Source organism: Gracilinema caldarium, assembly GCF_029265695.1.
Taxonomy (GTDB): domain Bacteria; phylum Spirochaetota; class Spirochaetia; order Treponematales; family Breznakiellaceae; genus Gracilinema; species Gracilinema caldarium_A.
Genome location: NZ_JAJUHW010000013.1, coordinates 19,759 through 36,383 on the forward strand (window position 1 = coordinate 19,759; position 16,625 = coordinate 36,383).

A 16,625-nucleotide genomic window follows, 5' to 3' on the forward strand; every position below is an offset into this window, starting at 1 on the left:
TTGTTCACACCTTGTACAAACATAAATCCTGTACTATACTGAACAACGAGGAGCATAAAATGCCAGTTATGCGGATCAACAACAATAACTTCCAGCGGAATGCCAATATCTCCATGGTTTCCCAGACCATCTGGCGCAAACCCGGCATCAGCCGGATTGAAATAGCCCGGGAACTCAACCTTTACCGGTCCACGGTGACCAACATTATCCAGACCCTCATCGACGCGAACGTGGTCTACGAAGCCGAAGAAGGGGAAGTAACTTCCCAGGGCGGGAGGCGGCCCATACTGCTGCGCATTAACGAACGGATGGGCTGTGTCCTGGGCCTTGAGCTGCAGGTAGACCGTTTCCGCGGCGTAGTGGTAGATGTGTACGGCACGACCCTGCATCAAATAGAAGGCACAGTCCAGGCAAAACACTTTTCCGAGGTCTTCGCCGAAGTGGTAGAACGGATGCGCCCCGTGGTGGAAAGCACCCGGCTCCCCCTCCTAGGTATTTGCGTCGGCCTTCCGGGAATTGTGAATCCCGACGAGTGCACCATCATCAAATCGGATCCCTTTAAATTGGAAAACTACCCCTTTGGCAAAGAAATCGGCTGTAGCTATCCCGTGCCGGTGTTGCTCGAAAACGATGCAAACTGCTGTGCCTGGGAAGCCCTGGCCCGTTACCGGGATACGGCCCTTAAGGACTTTCTCTGTGTTTTGGCCGAGCACCACGGGCACAATGCTCAGACCGGACTCGGGCCCGGCATGGGAGTCGGCATGGCCCTGGTATTGGGAGGCAAGCTCCACTACGGCAAACGATACGCGGCGGGGGAATTTACCAGCGTCCTCTGGAGACCCGGCGACGGGAGCCAGTTTGGCATGAGCTTCCAGGAAATGGTGCGGATCCAGCAGGATGATGAGGTATACAAAACCTTTGTGGCCGAACTCTTTGAAAGCTTAAAACCGGTAGTTTCTATTTTTGACCCCGAGGTGGTATTCCTGCACGGTGATATTTGTGCACGGCAAGACCTGGTACAGAGTGTTTACAACGAACGCCTGGATGGCCTTAAAAAGGTCATGGACCGGGTAAATTGCCGGCTTGAGTTTTCCACCGGGGGCCGGATGGACGTGGCCCATGGGGCGGCCTCTATGTTTTTAGGCAAGCTATTTTCGGTACCGGAACTTTCGGATGTCCGGGGCTATGTACGGCTCGATTGGGATGAGGTCTTTGCTTTGGTCTCCCAGGGAAGCAAAAAAACGGCAAAGTAAGGGAAAGAGAGGAAGCACGAATGGGATCATTATGTTTACATAACGGAACAGTGCTGACGGGCTTTGCGGCCATGGAACACTGCGCGGTCCTGGTAGAAGGGGGTGTGGTCTCCGACGTTTTTGCCCAGCGCCGTTTTGAACAGAAACGGTTCAGCTCGGACGTAACGCTGATCGATGTGGGAGGGAGCTATATTGCCCCCGGGTTGATAGACACCCATATCCACGGTTTTGGCGGCTACGGCACCGATGATGCCAGTACCGAATCGGTGGTGGAAATGTCCCGGCTTCTTGCAGAATATGGCGTTACCGCCTTTAACCCTACCCTGTACCCCGCGGAACCCAAGGCCATGCTCCAGGCGGTACGCCAAGTATCCGCCGCAATCGGAAAAGAGTCGGGGGCTAAAGTTATGGGGCTTCATTTGGAAGGCCCCTTCATTTCCCCCGATCGTCTCGGAGTCCAAAAGCCAGAAACCTTAAGCCCTGTGGACCTTTCATTCATGGAACAGCTCTGGGAAGCTTCAGGTGGCCACATTGTGAACATGACCGTAGCCCCGGAATTAAAAAACATGCGGGAGCTTGCCCTCTTCTGCGTTAAAAAAGGCATTGTCCTCCAGGCAGGACATACCAACGCCAACTACGAAAACATGGTCGAAGGCATGCAGGTCGGCATACTCCATACAACCCACCTTTTTAACGCCATGAGCAAACTGGACCACCGAAACCCCAATGCGGTTGGGGCAGTGCTCATACACCCGGAAATGTCCTGCGAAATCATCGCCGACGGCTTCCATGTCCACCCGGACCTCTTTACCCTGCTTCGCCGCGATAAGCCGGCGGACAAAATAGTCCTTGTCACCGATGCACTGAAACCTACTGAACAAAAAGCAGGCCCCTTTTTCGCAAACGGCGAAGAGGTAGTCCTCCGGGATGGAGTCTTCCACAGAAAGATTGATGATGTCATCGCAGGCTCAAGCCTTACCATGATCCGGGGCATACAGAACCTTGTCCGCTTTGGCTTTTCTTTGGAAGATGCCGTCAAGGCGGCAAGCACCAATCCCGCCCAGGTTATGCGGTTTGCCCGCCGAGGAACGATTATACCGGGCAACGAAGCGGATCTGGTCGTGTTCGACAATAATTTCCAGGTCCTCGCCACCGTGGTCGGCGGCAGCCTTAAAAAGAACCTTTTATAGAATAAGAACAACAAGGAGTGTGCCATGCGTTTAATTATTCAGCCCCATTACCAAGCGGTCAGCCAGTGGACCGCGGCCTATATAGCAAAACGAATCAATGACTATAAGCCCAGCAAAGAACGGCCCTTTGTGCTGGGACTGCCCACCGGCTCAAGCCCCCTGGGGGTTTACCAGGAGCTCATCCGAATGCACCAGAAAGGCGAAGTTTCCTTTGCCCATGTGGTCACCTTTAATATGGATGAATACCTCGGCCTCGATGCCCAGCACCCCCAGAGCTACCACCGGTTCATGTGGGATAACTTTTTTTCTCATATCGATATTGATGAACGAAATGTCCATATACTCAACGGTATGGCTCAGGATCCGGCCAAAGAGTGTGCCGATTATGAAAAGGCCATTCAAGATGCGGGGGGTATCGAACTATTCCTCGGCGGCGTCGGCGTAGACGGCCATTTAGCCTTTAATGAACCGGGCTCTTCCCTTTCTTCCCGGACCCGAGACAAGGAACTCACCTGGGACACCCGGCTCGTCAATGCCCGCTTTTTCGATGGGGATCCCCATAAGGTTCCCGCTGCGGCCTTAACGGTCGGCATCGGCACCGTCATGGATGCCCGGGAAGTAGTCATCATTGCCAGCGGACACAATAAGGCCCGGGCCCTCCATGCGGCCATAGAAGAGGGCGTTAACCATATGTGGCCCATATCGGCACTCCAGATGCACCAGCGGGCTATCATTGTCTGCGACGATGATGCCACAGACGAACTTAAGGTGGGTACGGTCCGCTATTTTATGGACATAGAAAAAGCAAACCGGCTCCCTGCTTAAACTTGAAACTTTTAATGCTATTGGCTAATATATAAAAATCCAACAGCGGCCAACATACGACCGCTCAATATAACAGGAAGGAGGACAGGTATGAACGATTCCGACGGCCCTGGTAGTAGTCAGCCCCCGGAACCTCACTTATGCGTTCGGCCCTGTGCTGAATGCACCGTTCTAAACCGGAAGCCCTCCTGTTATTGTCTGCGGACTTTCTCATAAAAATCAGACAATCCAGTGTTGGTGCTTCCGACAAAATGCATCTATAGGAGGCAATCATGCTGGATCAACTCATCGCACCGGACATCAAGGCCCTCATGGAAGAGGGCAAATTCGAGGATATCGCAGCCTTTCTCGGAGAGCGGCACCCCACCGAAGCGGCGGAAATTCTCTCTGCTATTCCCGAAGACGATGTCAATCTCGTTTTGGAAAAACTGCCCCTGCAGACAGCGGCGGATATCTTCTGTGAACTTCCAAGCACCGTCCAGTCACATATCGCATCAAAACTAAATAAGACCGACCTGGCAAAGCTTGTTATTAACCTTTCGCCGGACGACCGGGTCGACCTCCTTAAATCCCTGCCGGAAGAACAATTTGACTCGGTATTGCCCGTGCTTGCCCAGCGGGAACGGGAGGACATTAAAAAGCTGGCTTCCTATAAAGAAGGCACCGCCGGTTCCATTATGACCACCGACTACATAGCCCTGCCAGCCTCCATTTCTGTCCGGGAAGCTTTGGAAAAAATACGCCTGGAAGGGCCTGCAAAGGAGTCCATTTACACCATCTTTGTGCTGGACGAAGGCCGGCACCTCGCGGGGACCGTACGGCTTGCGGACCTCATTCTTGCTCATCCAACAAAAAAACTTAAGGATATTATGGACGACCAGGTGATCTCGGTACAGGCCGAAGCAGACCGGGAAGAAGCAACCTACAAATTTTCCCGCTATGACCTGGTAGCCCTGCCGGTTGTGGACGGGAACGGGAACCTGGTGGGTATCATTACCCATGACGACGCCCTGGACGTCATCGAGCAGGAACGAACCGAAGACATGGAACGGTTCATGGCCATTTCCGGTAAACACGAAGATACCACCTATCTCCAGACTTCTATCTGGACCCATTTCAGCCACCGGGTCCTTTGGCTCATTATTCTCGCAGTCCTGGGCCTTGTATCGGGGGCTATCCTCCAATCCTTCGAATCGACCCTCATGAACCTGATGATCCTCGCCTTTTACATGCCCATGCTGGCCGATACGGGGGGCAACACAGGGAGCCAATCTGCTACAGTGGTAGTCCGAGCCCTGGCACTTAAAGAAATCAGTCCTAAGGACATTTTTAAGGTAATTTGGAAAGAAGCCCGGGTAGGATTCCTGCTTGCCCTCATACTGGGAATACTTGCATTTGTGCGGGTTTATTTTACATCCCAGGGAGCAAGCATTCCTGAAAGCATGAGTATCGTGAACATCGGCCTCGCCATCGGCATAGCCCTAGGCATACAGGTATTAAGCGCCACCATAATCGGAGCCCTGCTTCCCCTAATTGCAGCAGCCTTTGGGCTCGACCCGGCCTTGGTAGCCAGCCCAGCCCTCACCACCATTGTCGATATTTCGGGGCTGTTCATCTATTTTAGCACCGCCCGGCTCCTCCTTGGCATCTAGGAATTGAACACTCCGCCGCAATTCGCCATACTGTCCGTATCATGAACATACTGGCAGTGCTTTTCGGCGGAGGAGCCGGGGCCGTATCCCGCTACCTACTTTCTCGGCTCATTTCTGAACATTCGACCGCCCCCATCCCCATGGGAACCCTGACGGTAAATCTTATCGGTTCTTTTCTCATCGGTTTCTTCTTTCAGGCCTTTAAAAACACAACCGCATCTCCAGCCTTGCGGCTCCTTGTAACCACAGGCTTTCTCGGTGGCTTTACCACATTTTCCACCTTTGCGTTGGAAACCGTAACGCTCGCAGAAGAGCGGGAACTTGGATATACCCTGCTCAATCTCTTGCTCCATAACGCCATAGGACTTGCGGCAGTGATTTTGGGCATGATTACCTTTTCTGTGTTAAAATCGATACTAACGGGGGTATTTCATGCATAGCGAAGAAAAGGACATCTTACTCCGCATTTTTATCGGTGAGAACGACCACCACAAAGGCAGACCCCTTTATGAGGCAATTGTCAAAAAAGCACGGGAACTGGATCTTGCCGGAGCGACAGTCCTGCGGGGCATCATGGGATTTGGCGCCGACAGCAGGCTTAAAAGCGCTCACATACTGGACCTCTCTAACGATCTACCCATTGTAATTGAAATCATCGATAAACCGGAACAAATTGATAAACTCATTCCTTTTTTGGACGAAGTGGTAACCGAGGGCCTCGTAACCATAGAATCGATACGGGTGTTAAAATACCGGAATCATTCCGGCACCTGAATCATTCCGTCACCGCGACATATTGACCGCGAAACGGAAGGTATGCGGCCTTTCAGCAATCTTATAAAGGAGGCATAACATGCAGCATGAAATAAGCTGTCAATGGGAAAGCGACATGGCCTTTTCCGCAGAAGTCGGCGGCCACCGCATTCCCCTGGATGCGGACGAAGCGGTGGGCGGAAAAAACTCTGGTCCCATGCCCAAACCGCTCCTTTTAGTGTCCCTCGCGGGGTGCACCGGCATGGACGTCATCTCCATACTTAAAAAAATGCGCGAGCCCGTGAGCTATTTTAACCTGCGGGTACAGGGAGACCTCACTGAGGAACATCCCAAAACATACACAAGGGTTAAAATCATCTATGAGTTTAAAGCCTCGGACGGGCTCAAGGATGAAAATGTCCGCAAAGCCATCAGTCTTTCTCAAGATCGGTACTGCGGAGTCAGCGCTCTCCTTAAAAAAGCAATCCCCGTCGAGTTCGAAGTCCAATATATTTAGCATATTGATGAATATATTGATGAACGGACAACACAGGTTTATCACCATATACATCGTTTTTGTATTGACACTCGGTGCTCCGTACCGGCTTTTACCGGAATCTCCCTCCGGTTCTCAGGGGGTCGCACAGTTTGCAGCCCCATCCCAGCAATGGGACCGGGGTACCGAAATTGCCATAGAAGAAGCCTACCGACAATGTTTTAAAACCTATATCATCGACGGCCGTATCATTAACGTGCGGCTTCCCTTTGCGGAAAACAACGAACGCTCCGAACTGGCGGATACAGAATTATTCATTCAGGGGGGCGGCAAATCGAACCCGGCAGATCTGTGGGCCAGCATAGATGACATTTTAGCCACCGATGACTTCCACCGATACATTCAGATACTACAGGATGGAAAGGAAAAGGTGCTCATCTTTGACCTCTCAAGCCGCCGCTGGACCTGGACCAGGGACCTGTATGAAATTGCCAGAATGAAAGCCCAGGCCTACAAGGGCCTTCCGCACCGGCCCTACGTTTTGCACAACGGCCAGGATGTAGAAAACTCCGACATATACAACTACTTGTACTGCATCGGCCGCCTCGGCATGGACTGCTCAGGATTTGTCTGGCATGTGCTAACCTATACAGCCCGCAAGGCCGGCGTGGATCTCAGGTCCACGGTGCAGAAGGCCCTGAAGTTATCAAAAAAGCTTGACCCCTCCCATTTTGTCGGAACCTGGTATTTCGACTCAAAACGGCCCGAACTCGAACAGGTACCGGATAACATAAAAAACCTCCGCAGCGGTGACATTATTCTGTTTAGGGGGAGCGATGGCAGGGCGGTTCATTCGGCTATCATCCAATCCATCGACATGCAAAAGGGCCGGATCCGCTACCTCCAGAGCACCGACGAAGCGCCTCTGGACGAACGGGGTGTCCATGAATCGTGGATTCTCTTTGATCCGGCGAAACCGGATCTCAGCCTAAAAGACCCTTCGCTCCAGTGGACACAAAAACGCTTTCCTGCCTTCCCCGGCGAAAAAGCCTCGGCTTTTTCCGATGACGGCGAGCGCTACCGGGCCTTCCCCGAATATGGAGCCGGCAAGGTGGTCCGCTTTAAGCTCATGAACTCGGTCTTTAAGACCCTGAATGCCCGTTATAATTGAAAGAGAAGAACGCTATTTCCCGGCCTTCCTGCTTGTCGACCAATACATCAAGCTTATCGGCCCGCAATTCACCGCGGGTGCCGGTTCGTAAAAAAGCCAGGGCAGCGTCTGTGGCCAGCATACGGTGCTGGTAGCGAGCCGCCAGCCCCGAAAGAACCCGGGCCCGAACCGGCACCCGGCCAAGGGCGGAATAACCGGCAATAGCATCAAAATAATAAGCTGCTTTGCCAAAATCCATGCCTAACGTAACAGGCTCATGGAGAAAAGCGTCGAGCAGCGACTGTGCAGCCCCAAGGGCCTTTTCAGCAATCCCCGTTTGCTGTCCCTGATAAGGGGGCGGAAAGCCAAAGGCGGTAAATACAACCTCACCGTCAGCCCATAGCATGGTGCCGCCTTGTTGTTTTACCAGTTCAGCGGTTTTTGCTCTGAACTGTTTCAGGGCTTCAGCATATTCAAGCATGGCTGCCGGCTGTTCTTCTCCGACAAAGGATGCATGCCGTACACAGAGTATCAGCGCCTCTACCTCCTGAATAATATCAGGGGTTGGTACGGACGATACTTGCCTTAATGGGATAGAGCGCAGCATTGCTTTGAACGACCCGGAAGACATTCGATGTTTTAAGGCAAGCTCCTGATGGCGCCGCACATACATGATATAAGCGGCTTGAATGATTCCGTACAGGGCTCCGGTTCCCCCAAAAATAATGGCTGGAATAAGCGGTGCATACCAATACCCGCCGATAATCAGGAGCATACCGCCAGCCAGCAAAGCAATTCCTGCAATAACAATAGTAAATACAACAAAATAAAGGGGGCTAAAAATATAGGTAGCCCCTAATAAAAACAGGATCCCTATAATTGTTGCAATAAAAAGATACAAGGGCTTTCCGGGATAAATATAATTCCGGGACAATATCGTACTGAGCAAGGCCACCGTAGCATTTGCATCACCGGATACAGAACCGACAATACAGTAAGCATCCCTCAGGGAAGACTCCAGCCTGGTATGCAAGCCAAAGAGTTCATGGTAGGCATTTCTGGACCACGAAAAAGCCTGGGAAGCAAGCTCTTTGAGTGACGTAATCCGTTCCTTCCCCCCTTCCTGCAAGGTTTCTGTAGTGAGCAGGGTATCGTAGCCTTGCAAAATAGTTTTTTCCGCAGAACCGGTTAAAAAATCTCCCGCAGCCGCGTAAAAGTCGTTCCGGGCTTCCCGCCATTGCTTAATAGTATCGGGAAGGGGATTTTCTAAGACTTCCTTTTCCAGGGATTGGGCATATTCGTACAGGGTTGTCGGATACTTTAAAGCATCCAGATTGATAAAATAACCGGACCGTTCCATCTCTTTTAAGGCTTCGTAAAGCTTTCGTTCCTGTTCAAGGTATGCCGTGAATTCTTCTATTGATAAGACCTGGTAATGCTCAGGGTTCTGAACATAAAAGCGGCCCTTTGAATCCAGCGGAAGTTCATATAATTCCTTTTCTGTTTTTATGTTTAACCAGGTTCCCTTTTTTTCTATCTGGGGATCTCCCATAATATCCATAAGGAGGGCAAAACCAGCGTGAACAAGTTCTTTATTGGGAAGTTCCTTGATGGGGTACAAGTACCGCAGCACACCATCCGCATCTTTTTCTGCTTTTGAATAAACGGCCCTCCCGCCCCAGATTTCCAATGCACCAGTTTTTCCGGATCCCCACTTAAGATCATCGCAATGAATAACCCGATTAAAAAGTGCCCGGTATTTTTCCAATTCCAGTTCCCGCATATTGCTCGATTCGGCCAGTGTAAGCAAAAGCCGGTTCTTGCTTTCCTCCACAAGGCCATTCACATCTTTAACATAACGTTCTGCATCCTGGGGCCGAATCGAGCCAAGCCGGATACCGTCAAAGAGGCTGCTAATGTTTTTTTGAATACGGGAAAATTCTTTTTGTACAAAACGCTGCCTGTCCTGGGTGCTAAAGATTTGCTTTTCGTCAGGTAAAACCACATTCGTCTGAAATAGGACAAGACGGCTTTCTAGGGCGGAAAGGACCAGCAGTATACGGGAAGCATCTTCCGCACTTATTGAGTCCTGTGCCTTCGTATCAATGACCACCAAATCCCGCGGGGCTTCGAGCACGCCCCGGAGGTTCATCAATCTATCATAAAAAGGTCCAAAAGGGAGGTCCGGAATATTCAGTAAATAGCCCCCGGAAATGAGTATGGCAAGCATGAATGGAACTATTTTCAGGTGTTTCATAGATTCAGGATACACAAAATTGTTAGTTTTTACAGGTAGCTGGGACAGATAAGAGCTACAGACAGGAAATAAACATGCCGATATCGTATACTATAGATAGATATACATTGATGGGAGGCTACAATGAAACGACATAGCTTACGAATTACCGGGATACTTCTGCTGTCCCTCGTCGTATTATTTTCCTGCGCAAAACCGCCAACCGCTGAAATGGAAGCCGCAAAGGCTGCGGTTGCAAAAGCCCAAGCAGACACCAATGCAAACCTCTATGCCCCGGAGGCCCTGAAACGAGCTGCTGACTCCCTTGCAAAAATGAATACCGAAGCGGAAGCAAAACGCTATGACAATGCAAAGGCTCTGGCACAGGAAACCATAAAACTTGCAGATCAGGCTATTGCGGAGGGCAATGCGGGGCTTGAACGGGCTAAGGACGAAGCTGCGGGTCTTATCGCATCGGGCAAATCTCTTGTTTTGGAGGTCACCAATGCACTGAACGGGGCTAAAAAAGTTGCCCGTATCAAGCTGAATTTCACCCAGGTGACAGCCCAGTTTAACGAAGCCAAGACTACTCTTGCGGCCGCAGAAAAAGATCAGAGCAACAGCAACTACAAAAATGCTATAGAAAAGGGCAATGCTGCCCGCACAGCCCTGAGCGACATTCTTTCAACAATCAGCAGTGCCGTACAGGCGGCTTCTAAGAAAAAATAATTCAAGCGCGGCGCACCGCCAGCGCTGCGTCGTGCCGGGCCGCAAGTTCTGCGTTTCGCCGCAGGGACTGTGGTCCGAGCCACTGAAGGCCCAGGGCTGTTCCCTTTAAGACGGCCCTGATTTCCTCATCTCCCGCAGCTAACAACCATTCAGCAGAGAAACAATCGGGGAGCTTCCCCCGTTCCGTCTCCACTGGGTCCACACTTTTTTTGTTGTGGGGGCAGCTATCCTGGCAATTACTACAACCATATAATCGCTCACCCCAAACCTGGGCTACAAAGTCCGGAACCTTTTCTCCATTTCCCGAAGCGTACCACTGAATACATTTCTCTTTACATAGAACGCCCGATCCATCCAGTGCTCCGGTGGGACAGGCAGTGCTGCAGGCATTTTGATCGCCGCAGACCTTACAGGCCGGGAATGACAGATCACTTATCTCAAATGGTCCAGAAAGACAGGGATTAAAAGAGGAGGGGAACACCCCTGGCAGGGGCGAATCGGGGGGGAGCGGGAAAGGGACCGTCATGGAGGCAATAACAACTAGAGATCCCGCTTCCGGGGTAATAATCAGGCTATTTTTACCGAGCCAGCCAAGACCGCAGCGCAATGCCAAAGGCTTTTCCGGTACCGGAGAATTGCATAAAATCCGGTAGTCACTCTTTGAACCGCCCCATCGCTCCCGTAATTCCCTGGCTATCTCTTTAAGTCTTGCCACCGCCTCGGCGTAATAGTTTCTCCGTGCAAAGGGAGCTACCGTGCTTGGCTTTCCCTGATCGCTCGAAACTCCCAGGTTCCCATAAGGCAGGGCCGCCATAAGGAGCGATGGGGCGCCCTGCCAATGGTTGTCTCCGCTGACCCGAGCCCCAAGAAAAGCTTGTGGATCGTAGGGAGAGATAAACCGAACCCGGCTAAAACCTTTGGCAAGTGTGGAGCTGCGAATAAAAGCATCTATTGACGACAGCGGCATTTTACCGTTACTGTATGGAAAGTGGAATATTTTATCTAGGGGTTCCCATGGCAATCGAGTTTCTGGAAAAACTGCTTTCTCTTTTTACAGGCGGAACAGACAGCGAATCGGAAAAACGCCGCCAGCTTAAACAGATTGCACGGGATTTAACGAAAAATAAATACAAATTCTACAAAGTCAGGGGCGAAGAGGTCCTAGGGGTCTTTGCCAAGCTGTTCTACGACATCTATAAAATTCTTTCCCCGGCCCAGGTTTTTCTGCAGAATGCGGATAAATCAAACCAGCTGAAACAAATTGTCATAGAGTTCTTTATGGACAAGGGAATGCTGGAATTGCAGGAACGGCTTTCCGAGGAATCCATTAAAGAACGGGCCAAAACAACAACCATTAAGGAACTGGCCCAACAGCTTAACAACGAGCTCACTAACTTTATAGCAGGCTTCGATGGAGAACGGAGCAGTGCCATAGACCGGTGTTACAACCAGATTCTGACCTTCGTGCAGCTCGTTAACTTTGATTATTTTTTCCTCCTCAAGAAATTTGATGCCAACCTTTCAGAGCGTAATTTTACCTATAAACCCCAGTTTGAACCGATCCGCGGCGAATACATCAGCGACGATATAAAGGATTTCCTGGAAGTACTGTACGCCCTCGATTTTGAACAGGATTGGAAACCGGTATTTTCGGTTCTTAAAACCTACAAAGGGGTCGAGGTAGTCGCCCTGGACCAATGGAGCAAACTGTTAAACGTCTTCCGAGACCTCAAACGCTCGGGCATTTTTGAACTTATGGTTCGTCACATTGATAAAAATCCCACTTGGATGCCCAAGCCGCACATCCCGAATGAATATATTCTCGATGCCTATTTGCAAAAAACCCGAACCCAGGTGGAAGTGCTTATCCAGCAATTGGTCCAGGAACGGCGGAACGCAAAGATTGATGAACTGGCTAAGCTTATTTTTGGCACTCCAGCGGTTAGCAGGCTGAAAAATTATACAGAAAAAGCAAATGCGCCCTTTCAGAAAAAAATGCTGGGCGGTTTCATTCATATCCAGGGGCTTAATTATCTAAAAGCCTTTTTGTTGGATTTCTTTAAAAAGGATATTCGTGAACTATGCGACCTGCTGCTCGTCCGGGGCCAATGGTCTACCAACATTCTTTCCCAGCAGCTTTCGGAAAGTTACCATGAACTGATGGCTATTTCAGAAAAATTAATTACCTTTGACGATTCTTTGGCAGACGATGCAGAAATGGGCGGAAGGCTCAGAATTGCCATGGCCAAGGCAGACCGGGATAAGGAACAGCTGAAATATGTCAGAACCCTGCTCAAGGGCATTAATGATGAGGCCCTTAAGTTCATCACCATGAGCGCTCAAAACCTTATTGTGGTCGGAAAAAATCTGAAACAGATCCTGGAAGATTTTCAAAAAAGCCCCCATGAGATCATTATTAACTGGAAGGACATAGAAAACTCAAGCGAGAAACCGATAGACCAGAGAATAACCGAAGTGTACAAGGTTATTTACTATTTTGTACAGTTAATGCAGTTCTTTGTAAAACAAGAGCAGACACCGGGAGATTCGGCGTAGCCGATTTTTCCAGACGATACAGGGTGCTTGCACATTTTTCTCTGTAGCTATAGTATAGAAGAAACACTTCCATATTTTATCCCACCAACGAGGAAGGCATATGTCCGATAAGAAGATTGTTATGATCGACGGAAACACTGCGGCTGCCCATGTGGCCCATGCCCTCAGTGAAGTAATTGCTATTTATCCAATTACTCCGTCCAGTCCTATGGGAGAACTCTCTGATGAGTATTCTGCCCAGGGTCGGAAAAACCTGTGGGGAACCGTACCTCAGGTTGTTGAAATGCAGTCGGAAGCCGGTGCGGCCGGTGCAGTCCATGGAGCCCTGACCACAGGAGCCCTGAGCACCACCTTTACCGCCAGCCAAGGCCTCCTGCTCATGATCCCCAACATGTACAAAATCGCCGGCGAACTTACTTCCACCGTATTCCATATCGCCGCCCGAGCCCTGGCTGCCCAGGGCTTGTCCATTTTCGGGGACCATTCAGACGTTATGGCATGCCGGCAGACTGGTTTTGCGATGCTTGCATCGAACAATGTCCAGGAAGTCATGGATTTAGCCCTGATCGCCCATGCGGCCACATTGGAATCCCGTGTACCCTTCCTGCACTTCTTTGACGGTTTCCGGACTTCCCATGAAGTTCAGAAAATCGAAGAACTTTCCTATGAACAGATGCGGCAGCTTATTTCCGACGACCTCGTAGCTGCACACAGGGCTCGGGGTCTTACCCCCGAAAATCCCGCCATCCGCGGTACTGCCCAGAACCCCGACGTGTACTTTACCGGCCGGGAAACGGTGAATAAGTACTACGCCGCAGTTCCCGCCATCGTCCAGAAATACATGGACCAGTTCGCCAAACTCACTGGCCGCCAGTACAAACTGTACCAGTACTACGGTGCTCCCGATGCGGATCGGGTTATTGTTATCATGGGATCTGGTTCTGAACCGGTAGAAGAAACCGTCGATTACCTGAATAAAAAAGGCCAGAAAGTTGGTGTTCTTAAAGTTCATCTTTACCGTCCTTTCGATGCATCTCTATTTGTAGCGGCTCTGCCCGCCACCGTCAAAGCAATCGCTGTACTCGACAGGACTAAGGAACCGGGTTCCCTTGGCGAACCGATGTACGAAGATGTTCGCACCGCAGTCGGCGAAGCCATGAGCGGCGGAAAGAGCCAGTTCAAGGAATATCCCAAGATTGTCGGCGGCCGTTATGGACTGGGTTCTGCTGAATTTACCCCCGGAATGGTCAAGGCAATCTTCGACAACCTTTCTCAGAGTACTCCTAAAAATCACTTTACCGTCGGTATCTACGACGATGTGGCCTTTACATCTCTTGAATGGGATGAGAACTTTGACCTGGAAGAAGAGGGCGTCCATGAAGCCCTATTCTACGGTCTCGGATCGGATGGAACGGTCGGCGCAAATAAAAACTCCATTAAGATTATCGGAGAGGCCACCGACAACTACGCCCAGGGCTACTTTGTTTACGACTCGAAGAAGGCTGGTACGGTTACCGTTTCCCACCTGCGGTTCGGCAAAAAACCGATTCGCAAGCCATACCTGGTAACTAAGGCCAATTTTATTGCCTGTCATAAATACAGCTTTATCGAAAAAGTCGATATGCTTTCCAAGGCCAAAAAGGGTGGGACCTTCTTGCTGGCCAGTCCCTATCCTGCAGACCAGGTCTGGAACCATCTGCCCGTAGAAGTACAGAAGCAGATCATCGACAAAGAACTTAAGTTCTACGTTATTGATGCGATTAGTCTTGCCGAAAAGGCCGGTATGGGCGGACGCATCAATGTTATCATGCAAACCGCCTTCTTTAAAATTTCCGGCGTCCTCCCCGAAGCTGAAGCGGTGGAACTTATTAAGAAATCCATCAAGAAGACCTACGGAAAGAAGGGCGAGGAAGTCGTTAAGAAGAACATTGATACCATTGATATGGCGCTGGCTGGAATTCAGCAGGTCAATTATCCCAAGACCGTTTCCGGCAACATTAAAATGATTCCCCCAGTACCGGCAAATGCTCCAGCCTTTGTTAAGGAAGTTATCGGCGAAATCATTGCATTCCGGGGCGATAAACTCCCGGTTTCCAAAATGCCCGACGACGGAACTTTTCCCACCGGTACGACCAAATACGAGAAACGGAACATTGCCGAAAAAATTCCTGTTTGGGATCCTGAAACCTGTATCCAGTGCGGTAATTGTACCATGGTTTGTCCCCATGCGGTTATCCGCATGAAGGCCTATACTCCGGATAAACTTGTCGGAGCGCCCGAAACCTTTAAGTCTACCGATGCTAAGGGCAAGGAATTCGAAGGGATGAAATTCACCCTCCAGGTTGCCCCCGAGGACTGCACCGGATGCGGCGCCTGTGTCAACATCTGCCCCGCCAAGAACAAGGCAAATCCGGAGCTTAAGGCAATTAACCTTCAGCCCCAGATGCCGCTGCGGGAAGCGGAAGCGAAAAACTGGGATTTCTTCCTCAAGATTCCCAATACGGATTCCAAGCTGCTTAACCTGAACCTTGCCAAAGGCATTGGCATGAAACAGCCCCTCTTTGAATTCTCAGGGGCCTGCGCAGGCTGCGGTGAAACACCTTATGTCAAACTGCTTTCTCAGCTCTTTGGCGACCGTGCAATCATTGCCAACGCTACCGGTTGTTCTTCAATCTACGGCGGAAACCTCCCCACTACCCCCTATTCCAAACGGGATGACGGACGGGGCCCCGTATGGTCTAACAGCCTCTTTGAAGATGCTGCAGAATTTGGTATGGGTATGCGGCTTACCAGCGACAAGCTGGCGGAACATGCCCGTGAAGTAGCACTGGAAGCTAAAAATGCCGGTATCCAGGCAGATCTACTCGATAAGATCCTTGCAAACACCCAGGAAACCGACGAAGCTATCGAAGAACAGCGGAAACTGGTAGACCAGCTCAAGGCTGCCCTGAAAAAGGACAGCAAGCCCCTGGCCAAGAACCTCCTTTCCCTGGCGGACCACTTTATTAAGCGGTCTGTTTGGATCCTCGGTGGTGACGGTTGGGCCTACGATATCGGCTTTGGTGGTCTTGACCATGTGATTGCCTCTGGCAAAAACGTTAACATCCTGGTCATGGATACTGAAGTGTATTCCAACACCGGCGGACAGATGTCTAAGGCAACTCCCGTGGGAGCCATTGCTAAGTTTGCCGCAGCCGGAAAGGAAATTACCAAAAAAGACCTGGGTGCTATCGCTATGAGTTATGGCTATGTGTATGTAGCCAAGGTATCCATGGGCGCTAATATAGCCCAGACTATCAAAGCATTCCGGGAAGCTGAAAGCTACGATGGTCCGTCCATCATCATTGCCTACTCCCACTGTATTAACCACGGCATTGATATGATGAAGGGTATGGATCAGCAGAAAGCTGCGGTCACCAGCGGACTCTGGCCGATTTACCGCTACGATCCCCGGCTCAAAGCTCAGGGTAAAAACCCCTTCCAGTTGGATTCCAAGGATCCGACCACACCGGTGGAAGACTTCATGTACAAGGAAGTTCGGTTCAAGGCTCTTAAAGCAGCCGATCCAGCCCGGGCCGATGCACTGCTTGCTAAGGCCAAGGCCCAGATCGAACGGACCTGGAAGGAGTACAAGTACCTGGCTGAACGGCCCTTCTAAAAAAATAGTAAAAACACTCACTTCTGAGTGTTAAAGAGCATGGGGACTGTCCGGGAAAACCTGGACAGTCCCTTTTTATTGCTGAAAGTGAATTAGTCCAGGTCGGCCACCCCCGCATAGGAACCTC

The 16,625-nt window shown here is 50.6% G+C and carries 13 protein-coding genes; 11 read left to right on the top strand and 2 right to left on the bottom strand.

The window, feature by feature from the left end:
- Nucleotides 1-59 precede the first annotated feature (59 nt).
- The 8 genes from Q7P68_RS06150 (at nucleotide 60) to Q7P68_RS06185 (ending at nucleotide 7,340) form a co-directional block, all read left to right on the top strand.
- The gene (locus tag Q7P68_RS06150) at nucleotides 60-1,253 is read left to right on the top strand and encodes an ROK family transcriptional regulator (protein ID WP_304224089.1); all 1,194 of its coding nucleotides are present in this window, start codon (nucleotides 60-62) and stop codon (nucleotides 1,251-1,253) included.
- 20 nt (nucleotides 1,254-1,273) lie between these two features.
- Nucleotides 1,274-2,443 carry an N-acetylglucosamine-6-phosphate deacetylase gene (gene nagA, locus Q7P68_RS06155; protein WP_304224092.1) on the top strand — a complete coding sequence of 390 codons (1,170 nt, stop codon included), beginning with the start codon at nucleotides 1,274-1,276 and terminating at the stop codon, nucleotides 2,441-2,443.
- 24 nt (nucleotides 2,444-2,467) lie between these two features.
- Nucleotides 2,468-3,268 (top strand): glucosamine-6-phosphate deaminase, encoded by an 801-nt coding sequence (nagB, locus tag Q7P68_RS06160; RefSeq protein WP_304224095.1) that lies wholly within the window; start codon nucleotides 2,468-2,470, stop codon nucleotides 3,266-3,268.
- 272 nt (nucleotides 3,269-3,540) lie between these two features.
- Entirely contained in the window at nucleotides 3,541-4,920 is a 1,380-nt protein-coding gene (gene mgtE / locus Q7P68_RS06165) for a magnesium transporter (protein WP_304224098.1), read from the top strand.
- 41 nt (nucleotides 4,921-4,961) lie between these two features.
- Nucleotides 4,962-5,360 carry a fluoride efflux transporter CrcB gene (gene crcB, locus Q7P68_RS06170; protein WP_304224102.1) on the top strand — a complete coding sequence of 133 codons (399 nt, stop codon included), beginning with the start codon at nucleotides 4,962-4,964 and terminating at the stop codon, nucleotides 5,358-5,360.
- Complete coding sequence (locus Q7P68_RS06175; RefSeq protein ID WP_304224105.1) at nucleotides 5,353-5,694, top strand: DUF190 domain-containing protein; 342 nt, start codon at nucleotides 5,353-5,355, stop codon at nucleotides 5,692-5,694. The genes crcB and Q7P68_RS06175 overlap by 8 nt, the downstream gene beginning before the upstream one ends.
- 79 nt (nucleotides 5,695-5,773) lie before the next feature.
- Nucleotides 5,774-6,190 carry an OsmC family protein gene (locus Q7P68_RS06180; RefSeq protein WP_304224107.1) on the top strand — a complete coding sequence of 139 codons (417 nt, stop codon included), beginning with the start codon at nucleotides 5,774-5,776 and terminating at the stop codon, nucleotides 6,188-6,190.
- 7 nt (nucleotides 6,191-6,197) lie between these two features.
- The gene (locus tag Q7P68_RS06185) at nucleotides 6,198-7,340 is read left to right on the top strand and encodes an NlpC/P60 family protein (RefSeq protein ID WP_304224108.1); all 1,143 of its coding nucleotides are present in this window, start codon (nucleotides 6,198-6,200) and stop codon (nucleotides 7,338-7,340) included.
- Here the strand turns inward: Q7P68_RS06185 and Q7P68_RS06190 are convergent.
- Nucleotides 7,312-9,576, bottom strand: a complete 2,265-nt coding sequence (locus Q7P68_RS06190) for a hypothetical protein (RefSeq protein ID WP_304224111.1) — start codon at nucleotides 9,574-9,576, stop codon at nucleotides 7,312-7,314. The two genes, Q7P68_RS06185 and Q7P68_RS06190, sit on opposite strands and share 29 nt — an antisense overlap.
- Nucleotides 9,577-9,699: 123 nt before the next feature.
- Between Q7P68_RS06190 and Q7P68_RS06195 the strand changes: the two genes are divergently transcribed.
- Complete coding sequence (locus tag Q7P68_RS06195) at nucleotides 9,700-10,284, top strand: DUF4398 domain-containing protein (protein ID WP_304224114.1); 585 nt, start codon at nucleotides 9,700-9,702, stop codon at nucleotides 10,282-10,284.
- Between the two features lies 1 nt (nucleotide 10,285).
- On the opposite strand, the gene Q7P68_RS06200 is transcribed toward Q7P68_RS06195, so the two are convergent.
- On the bottom strand, nucleotides 10,286-11,251 hold the full coding sequence (locus Q7P68_RS06200; protein ID WP_304224116.1) for an epoxyqueuosine reductase: 966 nt from the start codon (nucleotides 11,249-11,251) through the stop codon (nucleotides 10,286-10,288).
- Nucleotides 11,252-11,265: 14 nt separating this feature from the next.
- Here Q7P68_RS06200 and Q7P68_RS06205 point away from each other — a divergent pair, with 14 nt between their 5' ends.
- Both Q7P68_RS06205 and nifJ read left to right on the top strand, forming a co-directional pair.
- Entirely contained in the window at nucleotides 11,266-12,840 is a 1,575-nt protein-coding gene (locus Q7P68_RS06205) for a DUF5312 family protein (RefSeq protein ID WP_304224118.1), read from the top strand.
- A gap of 100 nt (nucleotides 12,841-12,940) precedes the next feature.
- A complete protein-coding gene (nifJ, locus tag Q7P68_RS06210; RefSeq protein ID WP_304224121.1) occupies nucleotides 12,941-16,498 on the top strand; it encodes a pyruvate:ferredoxin (flavodoxin) oxidoreductase in 3,558 nt (1,185 codons plus the stop codon).
- The last annotated feature ends 127 nt before the right edge of the window (nucleotides 16,499-16,625 follow it).

Excerpts from the sequence above, each read along its gene's own strand:
- Q7P68_RS06175 (WP_304224105.1), top strand. The coding sequence starts at position 5,353 with ATGCATAGCGAAGAAAAGGACATCTTACTCCGCATTTTTATCGGTGAG.
- Q7P68_RS06185 (WP_304224108.1), top strand. The coding sequence starts at position 6,198 with ATGAATATATTGATGAACGGACAACACAGGTTTATCACCATATACATC.
- nifJ (WP_304224121.1), top strand. The coding sequence starts at position 12,941 with ATGTCCGATAAGAAGATTGTTATGATCGACGGAAACACTGCGGCTGCC.
- Q7P68_RS06195 (WP_304224114.1), top strand. The coding sequence starts at position 9,700 with ATGAAACGACATAGCTTACGAATTACCGGGATACTTCTGCTGTCCCTC.
- Q7P68_RS06200 (WP_304224116.1), bottom strand. The coding sequence starts at position 11,251 with ATGCCGCTGTCGTCAATAGATGCTTTTATTCGCAGCTCCACACTTGCC.
- crcB (WP_304224102.1), top strand. The coding sequence starts at position 4,962 with ATGAACATACTGGCAGTGCTTTTCGGCGGAGGAGCCGGGGCCGTATCC.
- mgtE (WP_304224098.1), top strand. The coding sequence starts at position 3,541 with ATGCTGGATCAACTCATCGCACCGGACATCAAGGCCCTCATGGAAGAG.
- nagB (WP_304224095.1), top strand. The coding sequence starts at position 2,468 with ATGCGTTTAATTATTCAGCCCCATTACCAAGCGGTCAGCCAGTGGACC.
- nagA (WP_304224092.1), top strand. The coding sequence starts at position 1,274 with ATGGGATCATTATGTTTACATAACGGAACAGTGCTGACGGGCTTTGCG.
- Q7P68_RS06180 (WP_304224107.1), top strand. The coding sequence starts at position 5,774 with ATGCAGCATGAAATAAGCTGTCAATGGGAAAGCGACATGGCCTTTTCC.
- Q7P68_RS06190 (WP_304224111.1), bottom strand. The coding sequence starts at position 9,576 with ATGAAACACCTGAAAATAGTTCCATTCATGCTTGCCATACTCATTTCC.
- Q7P68_RS06150 (WP_304224089.1), top strand. The coding sequence starts at position 60 with ATGCCAGTTATGCGGATCAACAACAATAACTTCCAGCGGAATGCCAAT.
- Q7P68_RS06205 (WP_304224118.1), top strand. The coding sequence starts at position 11,266 with ATGGAAAGTGGAATATTTTATCTAGGGGTTCCCATGGCAATCGAGTTT.